This window comes from Xenorhabdus sp. PB30.3 (assembly GCF_963895965.1).
Lineage (GTDB): Bacteria > Pseudomonadota > Gammaproteobacteria > Enterobacterales > Enterobacteriaceae > Xenorhabdus > Xenorhabdus stockiae.
This window is the reverse complement of the sequence record NZ_CAWQMW010000115.1, coordinates 1-19,248: the sequence shown is the minus strand read 5'-3', so window position 1 is coordinate 19,248 and position 19,248 is coordinate 1. Positions and strand designations below refer to the sequence as shown.

The following is a 19,248-nucleotide window of genomic DNA, read 5'->3' as shown; positions in this document are numbered from 1 at the left end:
TTTCCTTTTTCTCCTGATTATTTGGTGTTCTGAGCGTTTTGCTGACGATGCTGTTCAATCAATTCAATAAAGTGGTCGAACAGAGAAGCGGCTTCATGCGGGCCAGGGCTGGCTTCAGGGTGACCCTGAAAACTGAAAGCAGGTTTGTCAGTACGGTGAATACCTTGCAGTGTGCCGTCAAAGAGTGATTTATGGGTTACGCGCAGGTTTGCTGGTAATGAATTTTCATCAACGGCAAATCCGTGGTTTTGTGCGGTAATCATAACGACATTGCGATCTAAATCTTTAACAGGATGGTTGCCACCGTGGTGACCAAACTTCATTTTGACCGTTTTTGCGCCACTTGCCAGAGCCAGTAACTGATGCCCCAGACAGATACCAAATACCGGGATTTCAGTATGCAGGAAGGTTTTAATTGCTTCGATGGCATAGTCACAAGGTTCTGGGTCACCGGGACCATTGGACAGGAAGATCCCATCAGGTGCCATTTTCAGTACTTCATCCGCAGACGTCTGGGCTGGTACGACAGTCACGCGGCAGCCACGATCCACCAGCATACGCAGGATATTACGTTTTACACCAAAATCATAAGCGATAATGTGGTATGGCAATTCTTGTTCTTTACGGGCTTCCGGCAACCCTTCTGTCAGTGTCCAGCTCCCCTGTAACCACTGATAAGACTGTGCCGTGGTGACTTCTTTCGCCAAATCCATACCTTTCAGGCCGGGAAATGCTTTTGCTTTTTCCAGAGCAACTTGAACATCCGCTTCATTACCCGCAATGATGCAGCCGTTTTGCGCACCTTTTTCGCGCAACAGTCGGGTCAGTTTACGTGTGTCAATATCAGCAATCGCAACAATGTTATGATTTTTCAGATAATCAGACAGATTGTTTTCACTACGGTAGTTGCTGGTGATGAGCGGTAAATCGCGGATTACTAAGCCTTGGGCCTGAATGGCGGGAGATTCTTCATCAGCACTATTAATGCCGACATTTCCAATATGAGGATAGGTGAGAGTAACAATTTGGCGGGAATAGGAAGGGTCGGTAAGTATTTCTTGATATCCGGTCATTGAGGTATTGAAGACCACTTCACCAACCGCCACACCTTCTGCACCTATGGCGCGACCGTGAAATTGGGTCCCATCTTCTAGAACCAATATAGCTGACTTAATCAAAACGCCCTCCGGGAATGAATAACAAATCGCACTCAATGCATATTAATTCGGAATTAATCCTTTAAATCAATGCCAATCATGTTCTTTGTCGAAATTTTGGCAAATTGCGCGCATTCTAATGATGAGAACGGGGCTTGTCTACAAAAAATCCCTTTTTTATTGGTTTTTTTGCGAGGCTCAATCCAACATTGTTGAAATATGCCTGAAAATTATAAGTAAAGTGCGATTATATGCTCGATTAATGTGAAATTAAATTTTAAAACTGAAAAAAACGTGTGATTTTCAGTACCTATGGGAGAAAAGATGATAAAAATGACAATTTATGGTGTAAAAGTATGAGTAATTGACGATGAATATTATATTCGCTATTTAAATATGTAATTACGCATTCATTGAAAAATAATGGCGTAATTACATAGTGTTATGAATTCAATAAATCATACATTTTCGAGGTTAAGGACATCTTTCATGCCATAAAGGCCACTATTTTTATTGGTTATCCAGATTGCGGCTTTAACAGCGCCATTTGCGAAAGTCATCCGGCTTGAGGCTTTATGGGTTATCTCGACTCGCTCCCCAATATCAGCAAAAATAGCGGTATGTTCTCCGACAATATCACCGGCTCTTATGGTGGCAAAGCCAATACTTTTCGGGTCTCGTTCGCCCGTATGACCTTCGCGGGCATAGACTGCACATGTTTTCAGGTCACGGCCTAAGGTTTGAGCAATGGATTCCCCCATCGCCAGCGCAGTTCCTGATGGCGCATCCACTTTATGGCGATGGTGAGCTTCAATAATTTCAATGTCTGTATGCTCTCCCATCACTGTTGCCGCTTTCTCCAACAGTTTCAGGACAAGGTTGACACCAACACTGAAATTCGCGGCAAAAACAATCGGAATGTCACGGGAAGCATCATGAATAGCCTGTTTACCTGCGTCATCAAACCCGGTTGTACCAATGATCACCGCTTTGCGGTGTTGGTGACAAATGGCGAGATAGGTCAGTGTGCCTTCCGGGAGGGTAAAGTCGACCAAAACGTCAAAGTCATCAATAACAGAGTGGAGGTTATCATGGATAGTAATACCGTTCGTACCAGTGCCAGCCAATTCTCCGGCATCCGCTCCTACTAATGAAGAACCTGAGCGCACCAGAGCAGCCCCCAGTGTAACGCCATCCGCCTGCTGAACGGCCTGAATGAGATTACGCCCCATACGGCCACTGGCCCCTACGATAGCAATGCGAATATCTGTATCAGCCATAAGGCCCCCGCTATAGTGAATATCAATTTTTAATTGAGGTGATAAAGTAAATTGCCTACAGCTTAACTGGCAATAGCGGGTGGTGCCAGACTTAGAGGGATGCCATTAGGAAAACAGAGATCAGACGGGCAGTTATAAAAAATGCTAAAGATGGACTACTCCCCGGCCTCAGGTAATTCGTAATGACAATGATGAGGTTCTTTGGCGACTTTTTTATCTTGGATATTCTCCTGTCGGAGTCTTTCAGCAAGGAACTCTATAAATACACTAAGCTTCGGGGATAAATACCGCGTTGGCGGATAAAGCACCCATAATTCACCGGTATAATTGGCCTTAAAGTTCCAGTCAGGCAGAACCTGAACCAGTCGCCCCTGCTGTAAAGCATGTCTGGCGGTAAAATAGGGTAAGCTACTAATACCAATGTGCTTCAGTGCAGCATCAAGCCTTACACCGGTATGATTGGCAGCGTAACGCCCCTGAATATTGACAGTGACAGTTTTGCTACCCTGACTGAACTTCCAGCGTGAATCTCCCGGTTCTTCACCAAGATAGATACAGCTATGGGTTTTCAGATCATGGGGGTGTTTTGGTATCCCGTGTTCTGCAAGGTATTCCGGTGTGGCACATAACATATGCCAAATCTTGAGTAACCGCCGTCCCATCAGACCCGGAGGGGGCTGATCAGTGATCCGTATGGCGAGATCAACTTCATCATCTATTAAATCCACATACCTGTCGTCAAGCCGCAAACTGACATCGACTTTAGGGTAACGGGTAAGAAAAGCCGGTATATGGGGATGGACGACAAAACGCCCTACAGCTTTAGGCACACTTACCCGGACTATACCTTGAGGCTCACCGCTAAAGTTTCCTGATGCAGACATGATTGCCTGAGCTGAATTCATCATGTCCAGACAATGCTCATAAACCTGTTGTCCACTCTCGCTTAAACGAAGTTTACGTGTTGTTCTCTGTAACAGACGGGTTCCGAGCGCTTTTTCCAGTCTGGCTACAGATCGGCTAATAGCAGAAGGCGTAGCTGCTAGCTGACGGGCAGTTTCAGAAAAACTTCCTGTTTCAACCACTTTGGCGAAAATAGCCATTTCCCGCATCAGGGCTATTGTGTTATTTGTGCTCATAGATCAAAAGTTATTTGGTTTTTGGATGGATTATCGCCACTGAGTTTATTTAATACAATCAGGATATTCTGTTTATATAAAGAGTATTAAATATGCTTTCTAACTATCTACATGAATTTTTAGGGCTTGCGCTAATCCATTTTCTGGCTGTTGTTGCTCCGGGGCCGGATTTTGCCGTGACTATCAGACAAAGCATACGCTTTGGCCGTTGGGTAGGTATTTTTACTGCTATTGGTATTGGTGTGGGGATATCAGTCCACGTGATTTATACATTGGTTGGTATTGGTGCGTTAATCCATTCAACATATTGGCTGATGACAGCCGCAAAAATAATCGGTGGTCTATATATTTGCTATCTGGGAATTCAATTTATCAGAAGTAAACCGGAAAAGGCTGATTTTGCCCTTTCCTATGAAGCGCCAGCGCAGCAACAAACTCTTCGCAAAGCTTTCTTTATCGGGTTTATGACAAATGCGACCAACCCTAAAGCAACGCTATTTTTTCTGGCTGTTTTTACAACCGTGGTAAGCACTACGACGCCGTTATCTGTTCAGGTTTTTTATGGTGTATGGATGTGTATGGTGAATGCAGCATGGTTTATTCTGGTCAGCTGGCTTTTTTCTAATTCAATGATCAGATTGAAATTTATTCAGATGGGATACTGGTTTGAGCGTGTAATTGGTGTAATTCTGATTGGCTTTGCAGTTCGACTTGTTTTTGTTTCAGTCTGATATACTCAATAGGTTGTAATGTATACGGCTTTTTGTCGGAGTTTTACATTTTCCAACGAAAAAGCCGAATTTAACTTGCTGTTTTTAAATGAGCCGAACGTTAATTAACTTCTTTTACATCAACCCGCAATTCTTTCGGGACTTCAAAGACAATATTTTCTTCACGCCCATGCAGTTCATTGACTGTTTTTGCTCCCAGTGTTTTCAAACGTTCAATGACTTGCTGCACCAGAATATCCGGGGCAGAGGCACCGGCAGTGACGCCAATAGCGCTGATATTATCAACCCACTCTTCTTTAATATCTTCGGCTGAATCAATTAAATAAGCGGGTTTCCCCATGCGTTGTGCCAGTTCAGCCAAACGGTTGGAGTTTGATGAATTTTTGGAGCCTACCACCAGAACAACATCGGCATCGGTTGCCAGATCACGCACCGCTTCCTGACGGTTAGTTGTGGCATAACAGATATCGTCCTTACGTGGGCCAATAATATTCGGGAATCGGGTATTAAGTGCATCAATAACGTCAGAGGTATCATCTACAGAAAGCGTAGTCTGTGTCATAAAACACAGGTTATTTTCATCCTTGACCTGCAATTTCCACACATCTTCTGGTGACTCCACCAGATACATACCGCCTTTAGGGTTGTTATACTGCCCCATTGTCCCTTCTACTTCCGGGTGGCCGGCATGCCCGATCAGAATGGCTTCTTTGCCTTTACGACTCGCCCGGGCAACTTCCATATGTACTTTTGTAACCAGCGGACAGGTGGCATCAAACAACATGGTCAGTTTACGGGAGCGGGCTTCCGCACGAATAGCCTGCGAAACGCCATGTGCGGAGAAAATCAGAATGGCACCATCAGGTACATCTGAAATTTCCTCAATAAAAATAGCGCCTCGTTCCCTCAAATTATCAACGACATAGCGATTGTGAACGACTTCATGACGAACATAAATCGGAGCGCCATAGAGTTCTAATGCACGCTCAACAATGCTGATGGCACGATCAACACCAGCACAAAAACCACGAGGGTTAGCCAGCAATATTTGCATGGTTTTCCTCCAACTGAGGGTCTATTTCCAACACTTCAATTTCGAAAGTGATGTTTTGTTCAGCCAGCGGATGGTTAAAGTCAACAGTGATGGAACCTTCCGCGACTTCTTTGATAAATCCCGGCATTTCACTGCCGTTCATCGCCGTAAAAAGCATGATAGTGCCGGCTTCAGGAATACCTGAATCCGCAAAATCACGAGGCGTGAAGTATTGTACTAAATCAGGGTTATGTTTGCCGAAAACAGTTTCGCCTGCCAGTGTAAATTGATGTTTATCGCCAGTTTTCAGGCCAAGAAGCTGTTGTTCCAGTGGCTCAGAGAGGCTGCCATCCCCTAAACGGAATAATGCGGGTTTACCTTGACTGTGAGTCGAGTCTGCTGTTGAGCCATCATCCAGCTTTAGGGTGAAATGTAATAAAACAGCACTGTGCGCCTGCACCTGCATTGACATATCGCTCAAACCTTTTAATAAAAAACGATTGCAGTTATACCCGTCGTCTTTCGAGGTTGCTTCTTCGCTGTTGGCTGCGTTCACTCACTTGCCACTGTGATGCAACCTGAAATCCATTGGGTATTGATGGAATGACCAGCCCCGGTTTTATTACCGAGGCTGGTTTCTTATTGTTTTTTTAGTGACTATTTTTCGATGACTGCTCTTTAGATGAGGCTTTTTTATCACCCGGGCTGGTAAAACTCTCAATGATGATGAGTGCTGCCCCGATGCAAATTGCAGAATCTGCAATATTAAAGGTAGGCCAGTGCCATTCTCCGACATAAAAGTCGATGAAATCGACAACAAAGCCGTGTACCAGCCTATCGAACAGATTTCCCAGTGCCCCACCAATCACCAAAGCATAAGCGATGTTGCTCAGTTTCTGCTTGGCACTGGAACGATACATCATAACCAGCAATGTGATACAGATGGCAATTGCAATCAATGCAAAGAACCAACGCTGCCAGCCGCCTTTGTCAGCCAGAAAACTAAAGGCTGCCCCAAAGTTCTGTGCATAAGCCAGATTAAAATAGGGTATGAGTGGTATAGATTCATACAGGCTGAAGTTCTGCAATATTAATTGCTTACTGCCCAGATCCAATATCAATACCACAACAACTAACCAAAGCCAGCGGAGGCCAGTGGAACAAATGGGTTTCTTCATCAGGCAAATTTACGCTCTTCACCGTTACCGGCAACGTTAGTCACACAGCGGCCACAAAGTTCTGCGTGTTCCGCCACCAATCCCAAGTCTTTAGCATAGTGCCAGCAACGTGGGCATTTTTCACCGTCTGCTTTACGGAAGGCAATTTTAAGACCCTGAAGTTCGCTCTGTTGCGCATCATCACCAGCAGTGGCGTATGCAGCAACTTCTGCCTGTGAAGTTAACAGTACAAAACGTAATTCATCTGACAGTTTGTTGAGTGTTCCGGCCAGTGCTTCATCAGCATACAGTGTTACTGAAGCTTCCAGTGAACTGCGGATGTGTTTATCAGCACGAGCCTGTTCCAGTACTTTGTTCACTTCACTACGAATTTCGAGCAGCTCAGCCCAGAAAGTATCGTTCATATCTTCACTATCTGCCAGACCGAACAGGCCATCGTACCACTCTTCGGTCAGAACAAACTGTGCACGTTTACCCGGCAGTTCATTCCAGATTTCATCAGCAGTAAAGGAAAGGATCGGAGCCATCCAGCGAACTAGTGCTTCTGCGATATGATACAGAGCACTCTGGCAGCTACGACGTGCAACACTGTCGCTTTTCGCGGTGTATTGACGATCTTTGATGATATCCAGATAGAATGAACCCATTTCTACGGAGCAGAACTGCATCAAACGCTGAACAACGGCATGGAAATCGTATTCATCGTAGTGTTTGAGGATATCAGCCTGTGCCGCCTGCGCACGACCTACCGCCCAGCGATCCAGAGTCACCATGTCTTCTGCTTGCACCATATGCTGCTCAGGATCGAAACCATTCAGGTTTGCCAGCAGGAAGCGCGCAGTATTACGGATACGGCGGTAAGCATCAGCAGAACGCTTCAGGATTTCATCAGAAACCGCGATTTCGCCGGAATAATCGGTTGAAGCTACCCACAGACGCAGAATATCAGCACCCAGTTTGTTCATCACATCCTGTGGGCTGACGGTATTACCAATGGATTTGGACATCTTACGTCCGTGTTCATCCACGGTGAAACCGTGAGTCAGAACCTGACGGTAAGGAGCTTTGCCTTTAATGGCGGTAGAAATCATCAGTGAAGACATGAACCAGCCACGGTGCTGATCTGAGCCTTCCAGATAAATATCGGCGGAATGACCATTGAATTCCGGACGGGCATCGACAACGGAAGAACAGGTACTTCCTGAGTCAAACCAAACATCCAGTGTATCCTGAGCTTTCATGTAATCTGCCGCTTCATCACCCAGCAGCTCTGACATGTCCAGATCCCACCATGCCTGAATGCCATCCACTTCAACACGTTTAGCAACTTCTTCGATCAGCTCTGGTGTGCGAGGATGCAGTTCCTGTGTTTCTTTATGCAGGAACAGAGACATTGGTACACCCCATGTACGTTGACGGGAGATACACCAATCCGGGCGGTTTTCGACCATGGATTCGATGCGTGCTTGTCCCCAGCCCGGGATCCATTCAACGCCTTTGATTTCTTTCAGTGATTGTTCACGCAGGCCTTTCTGATCCATGCTGATAAACCATTGTGGCGTTGCACGGAAGATGATTGGCTTTTTGTGACGCCAGCAGCAAGGGTAGCTGTGCTGGATTTTTGCCAGACTCAGTAATGCACCTTTTTCTTGCAGCAGCTCAACGATGATATCGTTCGCCTTGAATACAAACTGACCATCCAGTGATGGATAAGTTCCGGAGATGTAACAGCCATTCGGGCCGACCGGATTTGCGATTTCAAGACCATATTTCAGGCTGATAGTATAGTCATCCGGGCCGTGACCACCGGCAGTATGTACGGCACCTGTACCCGCATCCAGTGTGACGTGATCACCCAGAATTGCAGGAGATTCAAAGCCCATGAATGGGTGGTTGAAACGCATCAATTCTAAATCAGCACCTGTGCAATCGCTCATCACTTCCCATGAAGTGATACCTGCACGCTGCATAACGGATTCGACTAATTCTGCTGCCAGAATCAGACATTCGTCGTTAACTTTAACCAATTGGTAGGTGATTTCTGCGCCCAGTGCAATTGCACGGTTAGCAGGCAGTGTCCACGGTGTGGTTGTCCAGATTACCAGAGAAACCGGCAGATTCTGTGGTTGTACACCAAATTTGGTATATACGGCCTGTGCATCAACGGCAGTGAAACGGACATCAATGGAAGGAGAAGTTTTATCGTAGTATTCAACTTCTGCTTCTGCAAGGGAAGAACCACAGTCAGTACACCAGTGAACAGGTTTAACACCTTTTAGCAAATGACCATTGCCGATGATACGACCCAGAGCACGAATGATGTCTGCTTCAGTTTTGAAGTCCATGGTCAGGTAAGGTTTATCCCAGTCACCCAGAACACCCAGACGTTTGAAACCCGCTTTTTGTGTTTCGACCTGAGTCATTGCATATTTGCGGCACTCAGCCCTGAATTCGGCGGCGGAAAATTTTTCACCCGGCTTACCAATAATCTGCTCAACCTTGAGCTCAATCGGTAAACCGTGGCAGTCCCAACCCGGAATATAAGGCGAATCGTAGCCTGATAACCCTTTGGACTTAACAACAATATCTTTGAGAATTTTATTAACTGAGTGACCAATATGAATATCGCCGTTTGCATATGGAGGGCCATCATGCAAAATGAAGCTCTTCTTGCCGGATTTTGCTTTTCTGATGGCCTGATACAAACCTTCTTTGTACCAACGTTTCAACATATCTGGTTCGCGCTTGGCTAAATCGCCGCGCATAGGAAACCCTGTTTCCGGTAAATTTAGGGTGTCTTTGTAGTCACTCATTATAGATTCTCAGTTCCAATTTTCCGCTATACCCCCGCAAGTGGGGTTCAAGTAGATGATTAGGATCGCTGCAAAAAGTATTCTCTCGCAGAGACCACATCATTTGCGATTTGCTGTTTAAGCGCATCAAGCGAAGCAAATCGCTGTTCATCACGCAATTTTTTGCGCAATACCACATCAATATGACGCCCGTACAGATCCATTTGGGTATCAATCAGATGTACTTCAAGTTGCTGGCCCTGACCAGAAACGGTAGGGCGATTTCCGATATTGGCAACACCCGGCAAAGGAGTATCACCTAAGCCGTAAACTTCAACAGCATAAACGCCCTTAACGGGAGCAACCAGCCGTTTCAGAGGTAAGTTTGCCGTGGGAAAGCCAATAGTTCTTCCCAGACGATTACCGTGAACGACTCGGCCACTTATGCTGTAAGGATGCCCCAGTAATGTTTCAGCCAATGTTAGATCATCATGTTGCAATGATTGCCGAATGGCGGTACTGCTGATCCGCAGCCCACTGTCACAAAAGCTGTCTGTACTGGCAACATCAAAACCGTATTGTTTACCTGCCTGCTGTAGATAGTGAAAATCGCCAAGACGGTTTTTACCGAAACGGAAATCATCACCAACCGCCAGAAACTTAACACCCAGTTTTTCCACGAGCAACCGGGAAACAAATGATTCCGGTGTGTTGGCGGCAAAATTTCTGTCAAATTTCACACATAACAAGTAATCAACACCATACTGGGATAAATATTTTATTTTATCCCGTAGCCGTGTCAGGCGGGCTGGTGCTTTATCTGCGACAAATACTTCCAGTGGCTGCGGTTCGAAAATCATCACCATTGTCGGTAACCCGAGACGCAGCCCTTCTTGCTTCAAATGCTTCAATAAAGCCTGATGCCCGCGATGGACACCATCAAAATTACCAATCGTCAGCACGCAACCATGGTGACGCGCCCGGATATTGTGTATACCGCGAATTAGCTCCATAGCTGGCTCAATACCGTGAAAATTGCCGGATTATACCTTGTACAGCGCACAAGGTTAACCCACGATCACAAAGGGTTTTAATTAATAACCTGATTCATACAATAAAAACAGGTTAGATGCCCGAAAAATATTTAATTTATCGCATTTCTCAGTGATTCATTGAGTTTTTTATTGTGAAAGGCTGTATTCCCTTTCAGTAAGCTGATAAAATCCTGCCCCATCACAACGTAACCAGCGTCGCCGTACAACGACGCTTATTTGCACAAATCCATTGACAAAAGAAGGCTGAACAGGCATATTCCTCGGCCTTTGAATTGTCCTCGATAGAATATATTTGGGAGTTGGACCTTGGCTAATATCAAATCAGCTAAGAAACGCGCCGTACAGTCTGAGAAACGCCGTCAGCATAACGCAAGCCGTCGTTCTATGGTGCGTACTTTTATCAAGAAAGTATACGCGGCAATCGCTGCTGGCGATAAAGAAGCTGCACAGAACGCATTCAATGACATGCAACCAATTGTTGATCGTCACGCCTGTAAAGGTCTGATCCACAAAAACAAAGCAGCACGTCATAAATCTGCTCTGGCAGCGCAAATTAAAGCAATGTAATTCGTTGTTTTAATTATGCTGAAAAAACCGGCTTTTGCCGGTTTTTTTGTATATACCCTTCGTCTTTCAAGCTGCCTCTTTGTTGGCTGCGCTCGTTCACCCCAGTCACCGTTTTTATAAACATACGGTTATCTATGCTCCCGGGGATTAATGAAAGGCTCCTGCCTTTCACCGAAGGTCAGCCTTTGGCTGTGCAAATTCGTTCCCGACGAATTTGTCTCTCCCTTGCCGTCGCGATGCAACTCGAAATCCATTGGGTATACTCATTGAGTTGATATCGGTATTATCTTTCTGGTTTGTTTTTTAACGGAACATTGAATAAATCAGAGAAATCTTTGTTACATACGCGCTGAACAGCCGGATGTTGGATCATTCGTTCAGCAAAGATGACATAATACTCTTCCTGTACTGATTCCAGTCTGCCTATCTCAATAATATCGCTGTCAGCAAAAGTATCATTGGCATAGAAAGACGGAGCGATAAAAATAGCATTATGGTACATGCCAAACGCTTTCATTAATGCTGCGTCGTCAAACTCTCCCAATACCTCAACCTCAAGGTTCTTATTGCGTATCCATGTCAGCAGTTTTCTGCCCAGCATTGAACGACGGCCGGGGATCAGTAAACGGCGTTCTTCCAGACATTCAGGGAAAGGTTTTTCCGGGATCGGTTCGCGGCAGTAAAAACTGATGCTGCATTCTCCCAGTTTGACGGAAAACAGGCCTTCCTGCTGAGTGGAATCAACCGGGCAATCAGATAAAATCATGTCCAGTTTATGTTGACTGAGTTGTTCAAGCAGCATTTCATGGGTTGATTCAAAGCAACGCAGATGGATTTTCTCATGTTCCACGACTGCGGTTTCTAATACCTTACTGACCAGACGTTTGGACAGGGCATCTGCGACCCCGACATCAAACAGCAGGTTTGATTCTCTGCTGTAGGTGACGATATCCAGCATTTCCTGGCTGAGCATAAACATCTTATCAGCATAGCGGAAAATGAGTTGTCCCAGCTCTGACGGAACTAATCCTCTTCCCTGACGCTTAAACAGTTTTCCACCCATGCGTTCTTCCAGCGCCTTAATCTGGCCGGTAATAGTCTGTGGCGTCAGGTATAGAGCTTCAGCCGCCCCGACAACAGAACCTTCTTTACAAACATGCCAAAAATAGTAAAGGTGGTTAAAGTTTAAATGTGAAACCCGCATATATTTATCCTTGTGTATACCTCACATCTGTACAACAGCCGTGCCCATACGTTTCAGGCTGCCAGATTATGATGCTCTCCTGTTTTCTTCTAATATGAATATTCACGGTACAGCAGGTGAGACGTTATACCGTGAATATTAAGAGGGTGAATTAATTTGGAATTGTCTCGATTATGCGCCTAAATTAGTCTATTCGACGGCATTTGGCTATATTTTTTTCTTTGCTAAGACCTTCTTTGGCAGGAGTTTATTGAGCAAACCATAGCCAATAACAGCAGCGGTGGTTGAGCCAATCAATATCCCTAAACGTGAGTAGGTACTGAAGTCTTCACTAAGACCTTCAAATGCCAGACCGGAAATAAAAATAGACATTGTAAAGCCGATTCCACACAGGACAGAGACTGCAAAGATTTGCTGCATTCCAATTCCTGCCGGTAATTTGGCAATACCCAGTTTCACTGAGAGCCAGCTAATCAGAAAAATGCCCAACGGTTTTCCGATAAATAGGCCAAGAGCAACACCTACAGGTAACATCCCGCTTAAACCTTCCAGAGAGACTCCTTGTAGTGAAATCCCGGCATTGGCAAAAGCAAAGAGTGGCAGGATTAAATACGCTACCCACGGGTGCAAACCATGCTCAAGTGCTTCGGAAGGTGAGTGACCGTTTTTACAGCGCAGAGGGATCAAAAACCCGACAATCACTCCCGCTAACGTGGCATGAACACCTGATTTAAGGATACAAACCCACAGAATGACCCCAACCACCAGATAAGCGGATGTTTTGGCAACACCGCGCCAGTTCATCCATACAAGCAGCCCTATCATTGCCGCAGCCAGCCCCAGTGCAACCATTGAAACACTTTTGGTGTAGAACAGGGCAATAATAATAATGACGCCTAAATCATCAATAATTGCCAGAGCGAGCAAAAATACTTTTAGCGCTGTAGGTACGCGATTTCCTAAGAGAGCCATCACTCCAAGTGCAAATGCAATATCGGTGGCGGCAGGAATTGCCCAACCCTGACGGGTGATTTCATCATTGCCGTTAAAGAGTAAATAAATTAATGCCGGGGCAAGCATACCTCCGACGGCTGCAATGGCAGGAAAAATGGCTTTATCACGGCTGGCTAAAGAACCTTCCATGAGTTCCCGTTTAACTTCCAGACCAACAATCAGGAAGAAAACAGCCATCAATCCATCATTTATCCATAGTAATAATGGTTTATTGATTTCCAGAGCAGCAAACTGAACTGCAACGGGTAAGTTAAGAAACTGATGATAGATAGTCTGTAATGGCGTATTTGCCATCACCAGAGCAATAATGGCAGCAATAATGAGGAGGATCCCTCCTGCTGCTTCTAATTTTAAGAATTGACGAATAATTGCAGTCATAAATTAATAACCTATAAGATGAATTAGGTTGTCGATACTATTGTTGTAGAGACAATAGTTACCTGAATATTGGGTATAAATATTATTTTTATAAATAATGTGGCTATAAATATCGTGATTATGGCTAATGAAGTTATAAATACTACATTAACTTTGATTTCGGAAAAAGTAGATTATTTATGCGATATAATTCGGTATATTCGATTTAATGTGTTTTTAACATTGTGTTTTCCGAGGATTACTCGAGAGAAATTAAGTTTGACTAACTTGGGGATTTATGGAGGATGATTTATTAACTTAATAAAAATTAATCAATAACAATAAAAAGACAAAGGTAAATACGATTATGGAAACACTAGTATTATTTGCCGTGCTTGGAGCTGCCTTATTACATGCCAGCTGGAATGCAGTGATAAAAGTGAGTGCTGATCGATTTTTGGGAATTGCACTTATCGCATTTTTTTCCGGGTTAATCTCAACCTTGGGGTTATTCTGGGTTGGATTACCGACAATCAGCTCCCTGCCGTGGTTAATATTATCTTGTGTCCTGCAAATTGGTTATTGCCTGTTTTTAAGCCGTTCTTATGAAATGGGAGATTTAAACCAGATCTATCCCATAGCCAGAGGATGTGCGCCGCTTATTACCGCTTTGCTGAGTTGGGTTATTTTACAGGAGACGTTACCACCTTTAGCGATGCTGGGTGTTGGTTTAATTATTGTTGGTGTCATTTTTATTGCATTTCCTTATGGGAAGAAATCTCTCCGACTGGATCGCAGGGCATTGATTGCAGCGATTACAACTTCTGTTTTTACTGCCTGTTACACATTGGTTGATGGTGTGGGTGCCCGTGCCAGTGATAATGCCCTGACTTATATTCTGTGGCTGTTTGCTGTCTATGGCTGGGTGATGGGCGGGATGATGTATTTCAAATACAGAAATACTGTCAGACAAAGTATTCGCCAATATTGGAAACCGGGGCTTCTTGGTGGATTCATGCAGTTGGTCAGTTATGGTATTGCCATTTGGGCAATGAGTCATGTTCCCCAATGAGTCATGTTCCCATTGTACTGGTCGCTGCATTACGCGAAACCAGCATATTATTTGCCATGCTATTATCGGTTTTCATCTTACGGGAACCGTTTTGCAAAATGCGATTGCTGGCTTGTGTTGTGATTGTCAGTGGGGTTGTCGGAATGAAATTAGGGTAGGGGATGATTTTAATTTATCGGGGACATTTATCGTCTTCTAAGCTATTTTTTGCTGGCTAAGAGCATTCGCTCCAGTCACACAGTTGTCTTATCTATGTGACTGGGGAACTAAAACCAGCTTTTGGCTGAGTAAATTCGTTCTGACGAATAAACTAAATTACTTAGTCAAATCATCAAAAAACTTTTTCACGCCATCAAGGAAACTTTTGGAGCGTGGGCTATTGGTTTCCCCGCTTTTTCCGCCAAAAGACTCGCCCAGTTGGCGCATCAGCTCTTTCTGCTCTTCATTCAGTTTAACCGGAGTTTCCACGACAACACGGCACAGTAAATCGCCCTGTGCACCGCCACGAACGGATTTAACGCCTTTGCCTTTCATGCGGAACAATTTGCCGGTCTGAGTTTCCGCCGGGATTTTCAGGCTAACGCGGCCATCAAGAGTCGGTACTTCAATTTCGCCACCCAGTGCTGCAGTTGCAAAGTTGATTGGCACTTCACAATAAAGGTTGCTGCCATCACGTTCGAAGATGTGGTGCGCTTTAACCTGAACCTGAACGTATAAATCACCTGCCGGAGCGCCGTGTTCGCCAGCTTCACCCTCACCACTTAAACGAATGCGGTCACCGGTATCGACACCTGCCGGGATTTTAACGGACAGTGTTTTGTATTTTTCAACGCGACCGTGACCGTGGCATTTGTTACATGGTTCTTTGATGATTTTTCCACGGCCATGACATTGAGGACATGGCTGCTGAACAGTAAAGAAGCCCTGACGCATATGTACCTGACCAGCACCCTGACAGGTCGAACAGGTTTCCGGACTGGTGCCTGCTTTTGCACCACTGCCATGACAGCTTTCACAGGATTCCAGTGTTGGGATGCGGATCTCTTTGGTCACACCACGGACAGCTTCTTCCAGTGTCAAGTCCATGCTGTAGCGCAGGTCAGAACCACGGCTTGGGCGTTGTTGACGACGGCCACCACCGAAAATATCTCCGAAAACGTCACCAAAGATATCGCTAAAGTCAGCGCCACCACCGAAGCCGCCAGCACCTCCGCCCATACCACCCTGTTCAAAGGCGGCATGACCATATTGGTCATAAGCTGCGCGCTTCTGAGAGTCAGTCAGGATCTCATATGCTTCTTTAATTTCTTTAAATTTGGCTTCAGCTTCTTTATCACCCTGATTACGATCAGGATGGAATTTCATAGCCAGTCGCTTATAGGCTTTCTTGATCTCTTTTTCATCAGCGGTCTTGGAGACACCCAAAACCTCGTAGTAGTCTTTTTTTGCCATCGTATTGTTTACCCCTAACACGCACAAACGGGCGTAGAGTGTTACCTCAACGCCCGTGCTAGTTAACAAGTAACAGGCGTCCTGTTACTTTGCCCGCTAAGGGCTATTATTTTTTGTCTTTAACTTCTTCGAATTCAGCGTCTACAGCGTCGTCATCTTTCTTCGCGGCATTGCCTGCATCTGCATCAGCTGCGCCTGCCTGAGCCTGCTGCTGTGCGATTTCCAGAAGTTTCTTAGATGCTTCAACCAGAGCCTGAATTTTCGCTTCGATTTCAGCTTTATCTTCGCCTTTCGCCGCAGTTTCCAGTTCAGCAACAGCTTTCTCGATAGCGGTTTTTTCGTCAGCAGTCAGTTTGTCGCCAGCTTCTTCAACTTGCTTACGAGTGCCGTGAACCAGTTGGTCAGCCTGATTGCGAGTCTGAACCAGCTCTTCGAACTTACGGTCAGCTTCTGCGTTAGCTTCTGCATCACGTACCATTTGCTGGATTTCTTCTTCATTCAGACCAGAAGATGCTTTAATGGTGATGTTCTGCTCACGACCAGAGTTTTTGTCTTTCGCAGAAACGTGCAGGATACCATCGGCATCGATGTCGAAAGTCACTTCGATCTGAGGCATACCACGAGGTGCTGGCTGAATACCGTCCAGGTTGAACTGACCCAGAGATTTGTTATCGCTGGAACGCTTACGCTCACCCTGCAATACGTGGATAGTTACCGCAGACTGGTTGTCTTCTGCTGTAGAGAATACTTGGCTGTGCTTAGTTGGGATAGTGGTGTTCTTCGTAATCAGGGAAGTCATCACGCCACCCATGGTTTCGATACCCAGAGACAGTGGAGTTACGTCCAGCAGCAGAACGTCTTTCACGTCACCTGCCAGTACACCGCCCTGAACTGCCGCACCCATTGCAACTGCTTCATCAGGGTTAACGTCTTTACGTGGTTCTTTACCGAAGAAGTCTGCAACAGCTTTCTGAACCATTGGCATACGAGTCTGACCACCAACCAGAATGACATCCTGAATGTCAGATACAGACAGGCCAGCATCATTCAGTGCAACTTTCAGTGGCTCGATAGAACGTTTCACCAGATCTTCAACCAGAGATTCCAGTTTTGCACGGGTTACTTTAACGTTCATGTGCTTAGGACCGGTTGCATCTGCAGTGATGTATGGCAGATTCACGTCAGTCTGCTGAGCGGAAGACAGCTCGATTTTCGCTTTTTCTGCTGCTTCTTTCAGGCGCTGCATAGCCAGTGGATCGTTACGCAGATCGATACCTTGTTCTTTCTTAAACTCATCAACCAGATAGTTGATCATACGGCTGTCGAAGTCTTCACCACCCAAGTGAGTATCACCGTTGGTTGCCAGAACTTCATACGTTTTTTCGCCGTCAACTTCGTCGATTTCGATGATAGAGATATCGAAAGTACCGCCACCCAAGTCGTAAACTGCGATAGTACGGTTACCAACTTCTTTATCCAGACCATAAGCCAGAGCTGCTGCAGTTGGTTCGTTAATGATACGTTTAACTTCCAGACCTGCGATACGGCCCGCATCTTTAGTTGCCTGACGCTGTGCATCGTTGAAATAAGCAGGAACAGTGATAACTGCTTCTGTTACTGGCTCACCCAGATAGTCTTCTGCGGTTTTCTTCATTTTTTTCAGGACTTCAGCAGAAATCTGAGGTGGTGCCATTTTCTGGCCTTTTACTTCCAGCCATGCGTCACCGTTGTCTGCGTTGGTGATTTTGTATGGCATGATAGCAACGTCACGCTGTACTTCTTCGTCCTGAAAACGACGGCCAATCAAACGCTTGATGGCAAACAGGGTGTTTTGCGGGTTAGTAACAGCCTGACGTTTAGCTGGTTGACCAACCAGAGTTTCACCATCCTGAGTATATGCGATGATTGAAGGGGTTGTACGATCACCTTCGCTGTTTTCAAGCACACGTGCTGTTGTGCCGTCCATAATTGCTACACAAGAGTTGGTAGTTCCCAAGTCGATACCAATGATTTTACCCATCTAAACGCCTCCACAAAGAATTCATATATTCGGTCAAGTTACTACGCTATATGAGGATGAATGTTTTCTTTTCAATGGCACTGTCTGCCAGAAATTCCTCATTGTATGTTTTCAGCCGTTACTGAAGTGTCAGTAGTAACTGTAGTTGAGACTTAGATGGGGTCATTCATCTCAGCATCAAGGGGGAGATTGAAAAAAAATTGAGATTTAATAAAAAAATTTTTCTGAGGGCATTGTGTAGTTGATGCCATCACATTATGATCCGCCGCCTTTTATGGTTTTCTGGCATAGAAAAGTGCTATGAAAATCTTTTTTAATATTTTGTTTTATTTGAATTTATAGGGAAAATATGAGTTCTAATCAGTTGGCGAACCCAGGCCCATTGGGTTTGATGGGTTTTGGCATGACAACCATTTTATTGAATCTGCATAATGCAGGTTTTTTCCCATTAACGTCTGTTATTTTAAGTATGGGAATTTTTTATGGTGGTTTGGCTCAGGTGCTGGCGGGCATCATTGAGTACAAAAAAGGAAATACATTCGGTGCAACCGCATTTACTTCTTACGGAATGTTCTGGCTGAGTCTGATTGGTGTGCTGTTCCTGCCAAAAATGGGTTTGGCAGAAGCAACCAGTCCTGAGTTCCTCGGCGTTTATCTTGCACTGTGGGGTATTTTCACGCTGTTTATGTTCTTTGGCACTCTGAAAGCTAACCGCACTTTGCAGTTCATTTTCGGTAGTCTGACTGTACTGTTCGCTCTGCTGGCGATTGGTAACATCACTGGTAACGCCAGCCTTCTGACTTTTGCTGGTTTTGAAGGTGTGATTTGTGGTGCAAGTGCTTTCTATCTGGCAATGGCTGAAGTTCTGAATGAACAGTATGGCCGTACCATTCTGCCAATTGGTGAGAAAAAACACGCCTGATATAGATGTAATTAGTTGTCCGGCAAAAAGGAACAGGATGAGTCGTTTTACTCATCCTGTTTTTTTATTCGGTTATGAATAAAAACTATGGTAAATACCGGGTTTTATAATTACTTCTATTTTAATTTCTATATTTATATTGAATTCTATTTAATTACAAAGCCATTATATCCCATCCTGGAAAGGTACGAGTTAATAAAAAACTTTAGTGTTAATTGTTACATGTGCTACTGATTTATATTAAAAGCCTCATGGATAGACTCAAGGAACAGTAG

The 19,248-nt window shown here is 44.9% G+C and carries 15 protein-coding genes and 1 pseudogene; 4 read left to right on the top strand and 12 right to left on the bottom strand.

The window, feature by feature from the left end:
- Positions 1–17: 17 nt before the first annotated feature.
- From carA to AACX38_RS07880, 3 genes are all read right to left on the bottom strand, one after another.
- Entirely contained in the window at positions 18–1,178 is a 1,161-nt protein-coding gene (gene carA / locus AACX38_RS07890; RefSeq protein ID WP_228863917.1) for a glutamine-hydrolyzing carbamoyl-phosphate synthase small subunit, read from the bottom strand.
- A gap of 437 nt (positions 1,179–1,615) precedes the next feature.
- Complete coding sequence (gene dapB / locus AACX38_RS07885) at positions 1,616–2,437, bottom strand: 4-hydroxy-tetrahydrodipicolinate reductase (protein WP_228863916.1); 822 nt, start codon at positions 2,435–2,437, stop codon at positions 1,616–1,618.
- A 155-nt stretch (positions 2,438–2,592) separates the two neighbouring features.
- On the bottom strand, positions 2,593–3,576 hold the full coding sequence (locus tag AACX38_RS07880; RefSeq protein WP_228863915.1) for a LysR family transcriptional regulator: 984 nt from the start codon (positions 3,574–3,576) through the stop codon (positions 2,593–2,595).
- A 92-nt stretch (positions 3,577–3,668) separates the two neighbouring features.
- Here AACX38_RS07880 and AACX38_RS07875 point away from each other — a divergent pair, with 92 nt between their 5' ends.
- A complete protein-coding gene (locus AACX38_RS07875; RefSeq protein WP_228863914.1) occupies positions 3,669–4,307 on the top strand; it encodes a LysE family translocator in 639 nt (212 codons plus the stop codon).
- A gap of 100 nt (positions 4,308–4,407) precedes the next feature.
- Here the strand turns inward: AACX38_RS07875 and ispH are convergent, their stop codons facing one another.
- The 5 genes from ispH to ribF all read right to left on the bottom strand — a co-directional run bounded on the left by ispH (position 4,408) and on the right by ribF (position 10,323).
- Entirely contained in the window at positions 4,408–5,361 is a 954-nt protein-coding gene (gene ispH / locus AACX38_RS07870; protein ID WP_228863913.1) for a 4-hydroxy-3-methylbut-2-enyl diphosphate reductase, read from the bottom strand.
- Positions 5,342–5,812: an FKBP-type peptidyl-prolyl cis-trans isomerase gene (gene fkpB / locus AACX38_RS07865; RefSeq protein ID WP_228863931.1), complete on the bottom strand. Its 471-nt coding sequence runs from the start codon at positions 5,810–5,812 to the stop codon at positions 5,342–5,344. The genes ispH and fkpB overlap by 20 nt, the downstream gene beginning before the upstream one ends.
- A 178-nt stretch (positions 5,813–5,990) precedes the next feature.
- Entirely contained in the window at positions 5,991–6,518 is a 528-nt protein-coding gene (gene lspA / locus AACX38_RS07860; RefSeq protein ID WP_099108817.1) for a signal peptidase II, read from the bottom strand.
- Positions 6,518–9,331 (bottom strand): isoleucine--tRNA ligase, encoded by a 2,814-nt coding sequence (gene ileS, locus AACX38_RS07855; protein ID WP_228863912.1) that lies wholly within the window; start codon positions 9,329–9,331, stop codon positions 6,518–6,520. The genes lspA and ileS overlap by 1 nt, the downstream gene beginning before the upstream one ends.
- Before the next feature lie 59 nt (positions 9,332–9,390).
- Positions 9,391–10,323: a bifunctional riboflavin kinase/FAD synthetase gene (gene ribF / locus AACX38_RS07850; RefSeq protein ID WP_228863911.1), complete on the bottom strand. Its 933-nt coding sequence runs from the start codon at positions 10,321–10,323 to the stop codon at positions 9,391–9,393.
- Between the two features lie 348 nt (positions 10,324–10,671).
- Here ribF and rpsT point away from each other — a divergent pair, with 348 nt between their 5' ends.
- Positions 10,672–10,932, top strand: coding sequence for a 30S ribosomal protein S20 (gene rpsT / locus AACX38_RS07845; protein ID WP_092513125.1), 261 nt, complete (start codon positions 10,672–10,674; stop codon positions 10,930–10,932).
- A gap of 283 nt (positions 10,933–11,215) precedes the next feature.
- Here rpsT and nhaR read toward each other — a convergent pair whose 3' ends face one another.
- Both nhaR and nhaA read right to left on the bottom strand, forming a co-directional pair.
- Complete coding sequence (nhaR, locus tag AACX38_RS07840; protein ID WP_228863910.1) at positions 11,216–12,136, bottom strand: transcriptional activator NhaR; 921 nt, start codon at positions 12,134–12,136, stop codon at positions 11,216–11,218.
- A 207-nt stretch (positions 12,137–12,343) separates the two neighbouring features.
- On the bottom strand, positions 12,344–13,528 hold the full coding sequence (gene nhaA / locus AACX38_RS07835; RefSeq protein WP_228863909.1) for a Na+/H+ antiporter NhaA: 1,185 nt from the start codon (positions 13,526–13,528) through the stop codon (positions 12,344–12,346).
- Positions 13,529–13,874: 346 nt separating this feature from the next.
- Here nhaA and AACX38_RS07830 point away from each other — a divergent pair.
- A pseudogene (locus AACX38_RS07830) lies at positions 13,875–14,737 on the top strand (EamA family transporter).
- Positions 14,738–14,894: 157 nt separating this feature from the next.
- Here the strand turns inward: AACX38_RS07830 and dnaJ are convergent.
- Positions 14,895–16,031, bottom strand: coding sequence for a molecular chaperone DnaJ (gene dnaJ, locus AACX38_RS07825; RefSeq protein ID WP_099108811.1), 1,137 nt, complete (start codon positions 16,029–16,031; stop codon positions 14,895–14,897).
- A gap of 106 nt (positions 16,032–16,137) precedes the next feature.
- Positions 16,138–18,051 carry a molecular chaperone DnaK gene (gene dnaK, locus AACX38_RS07820; protein ID WP_228863908.1) on the bottom strand — a complete coding sequence of 638 codons (1,914 nt, stop codon included), beginning with the start codon at positions 18,049–18,051 and terminating at the stop codon, positions 16,138–16,140.
- Between the two features lie 349 nt (positions 18,052–18,400).
- Between dnaK and satP the strand changes: the two genes are divergently transcribed.
- The gene (satP, locus tag AACX38_RS07815; RefSeq protein WP_228863907.1) at positions 18,401–18,973 is read left to right on the top strand and encodes an acetate uptake transporter; all 573 of its coding nucleotides are present in this window, start codon (positions 18,401–18,403) and stop codon (positions 18,971–18,973) included.
- The last annotated feature ends 275 nt before the right edge of the window (positions 18,974–19,248 follow it).

Bases quoted from the DNA above. Each gene is read 5' to 3' on its own strand.
- nhaA (WP_228863909.1), bottom strand. From the start codon at position 13,528: ATGACTGCAATTATTCGTCAATTCTTAAAATTAGAAGCAGCAGGAGGG.
- dnaJ (WP_099108811.1), bottom strand. From the start codon at position 16,031: ATGGCAAAAAAAGACTACTACGAGGTTTTGGGTGTCTCCAAGACCGCT.
- fkpB (WP_228863931.1), bottom strand. From the start codon at position 5,812: ATGTCAATGCAGGTGCAGGCGCACAGTGCTGTTTTATTACATTTCACC.
- ribF (WP_228863911.1), bottom strand. From the start codon at position 10,323: ATGGAGCTAATTCGCGGTATACACAATATCCGGGCGCGTCACCATGGT.
- ispH (WP_228863913.1), bottom strand. From the start codon at position 5,361: ATGCAAATATTGCTGGCTAACCCTCGTGGTTTTTGTGCTGGTGTTGAT.
- nhaR (WP_228863910.1), bottom strand. From the start codon at position 12,136: ATGCGGGTTTCACATTTAAACTTTAACCACCTTTACTATTTTTGGCAT.
- lspA (WP_099108817.1), bottom strand. From the start codon at position 6,518: ATGAAGAAACCCATTTGTTCCACTGGCCTCCGCTGGCTTTGGTTAGTT.
- dapB (WP_228863916.1), bottom strand. From the start codon at position 2,437: ATGGCTGATACAGATATTCGCATTGCTATCGTAGGGGCCAGTGGCCGT.
- AACX38_RS07880 (WP_228863915.1), bottom strand. From the start codon at position 3,576: ATGAGCACAAATAACACAATAGCCCTGATGCGGGAAATGGCTATTTTC.
- satP (WP_228863907.1), top strand. From the start codon at position 18,401: ATGAGTTCTAATCAGTTGGCGAACCCAGGCCCATTGGGTTTGATGGGT.
- ileS (WP_228863912.1), bottom strand. From the start codon at position 9,331: ATGAGTGACTACAAAGACACCCTAAATTTACCGGAAACAGGGTTTCCT.
- AACX38_RS07875 (WP_228863914.1), top strand. From the start codon at position 3,669: ATGCTTTCTAACTATCTACATGAATTTTTAGGGCTTGCGCTAATCCAT.
- dnaK (WP_228863908.1), bottom strand. From the start codon at position 18,051: ATGGGTAAAATCATTGGTATCGACTTGGGAACTACCAACTCTTGTGTA.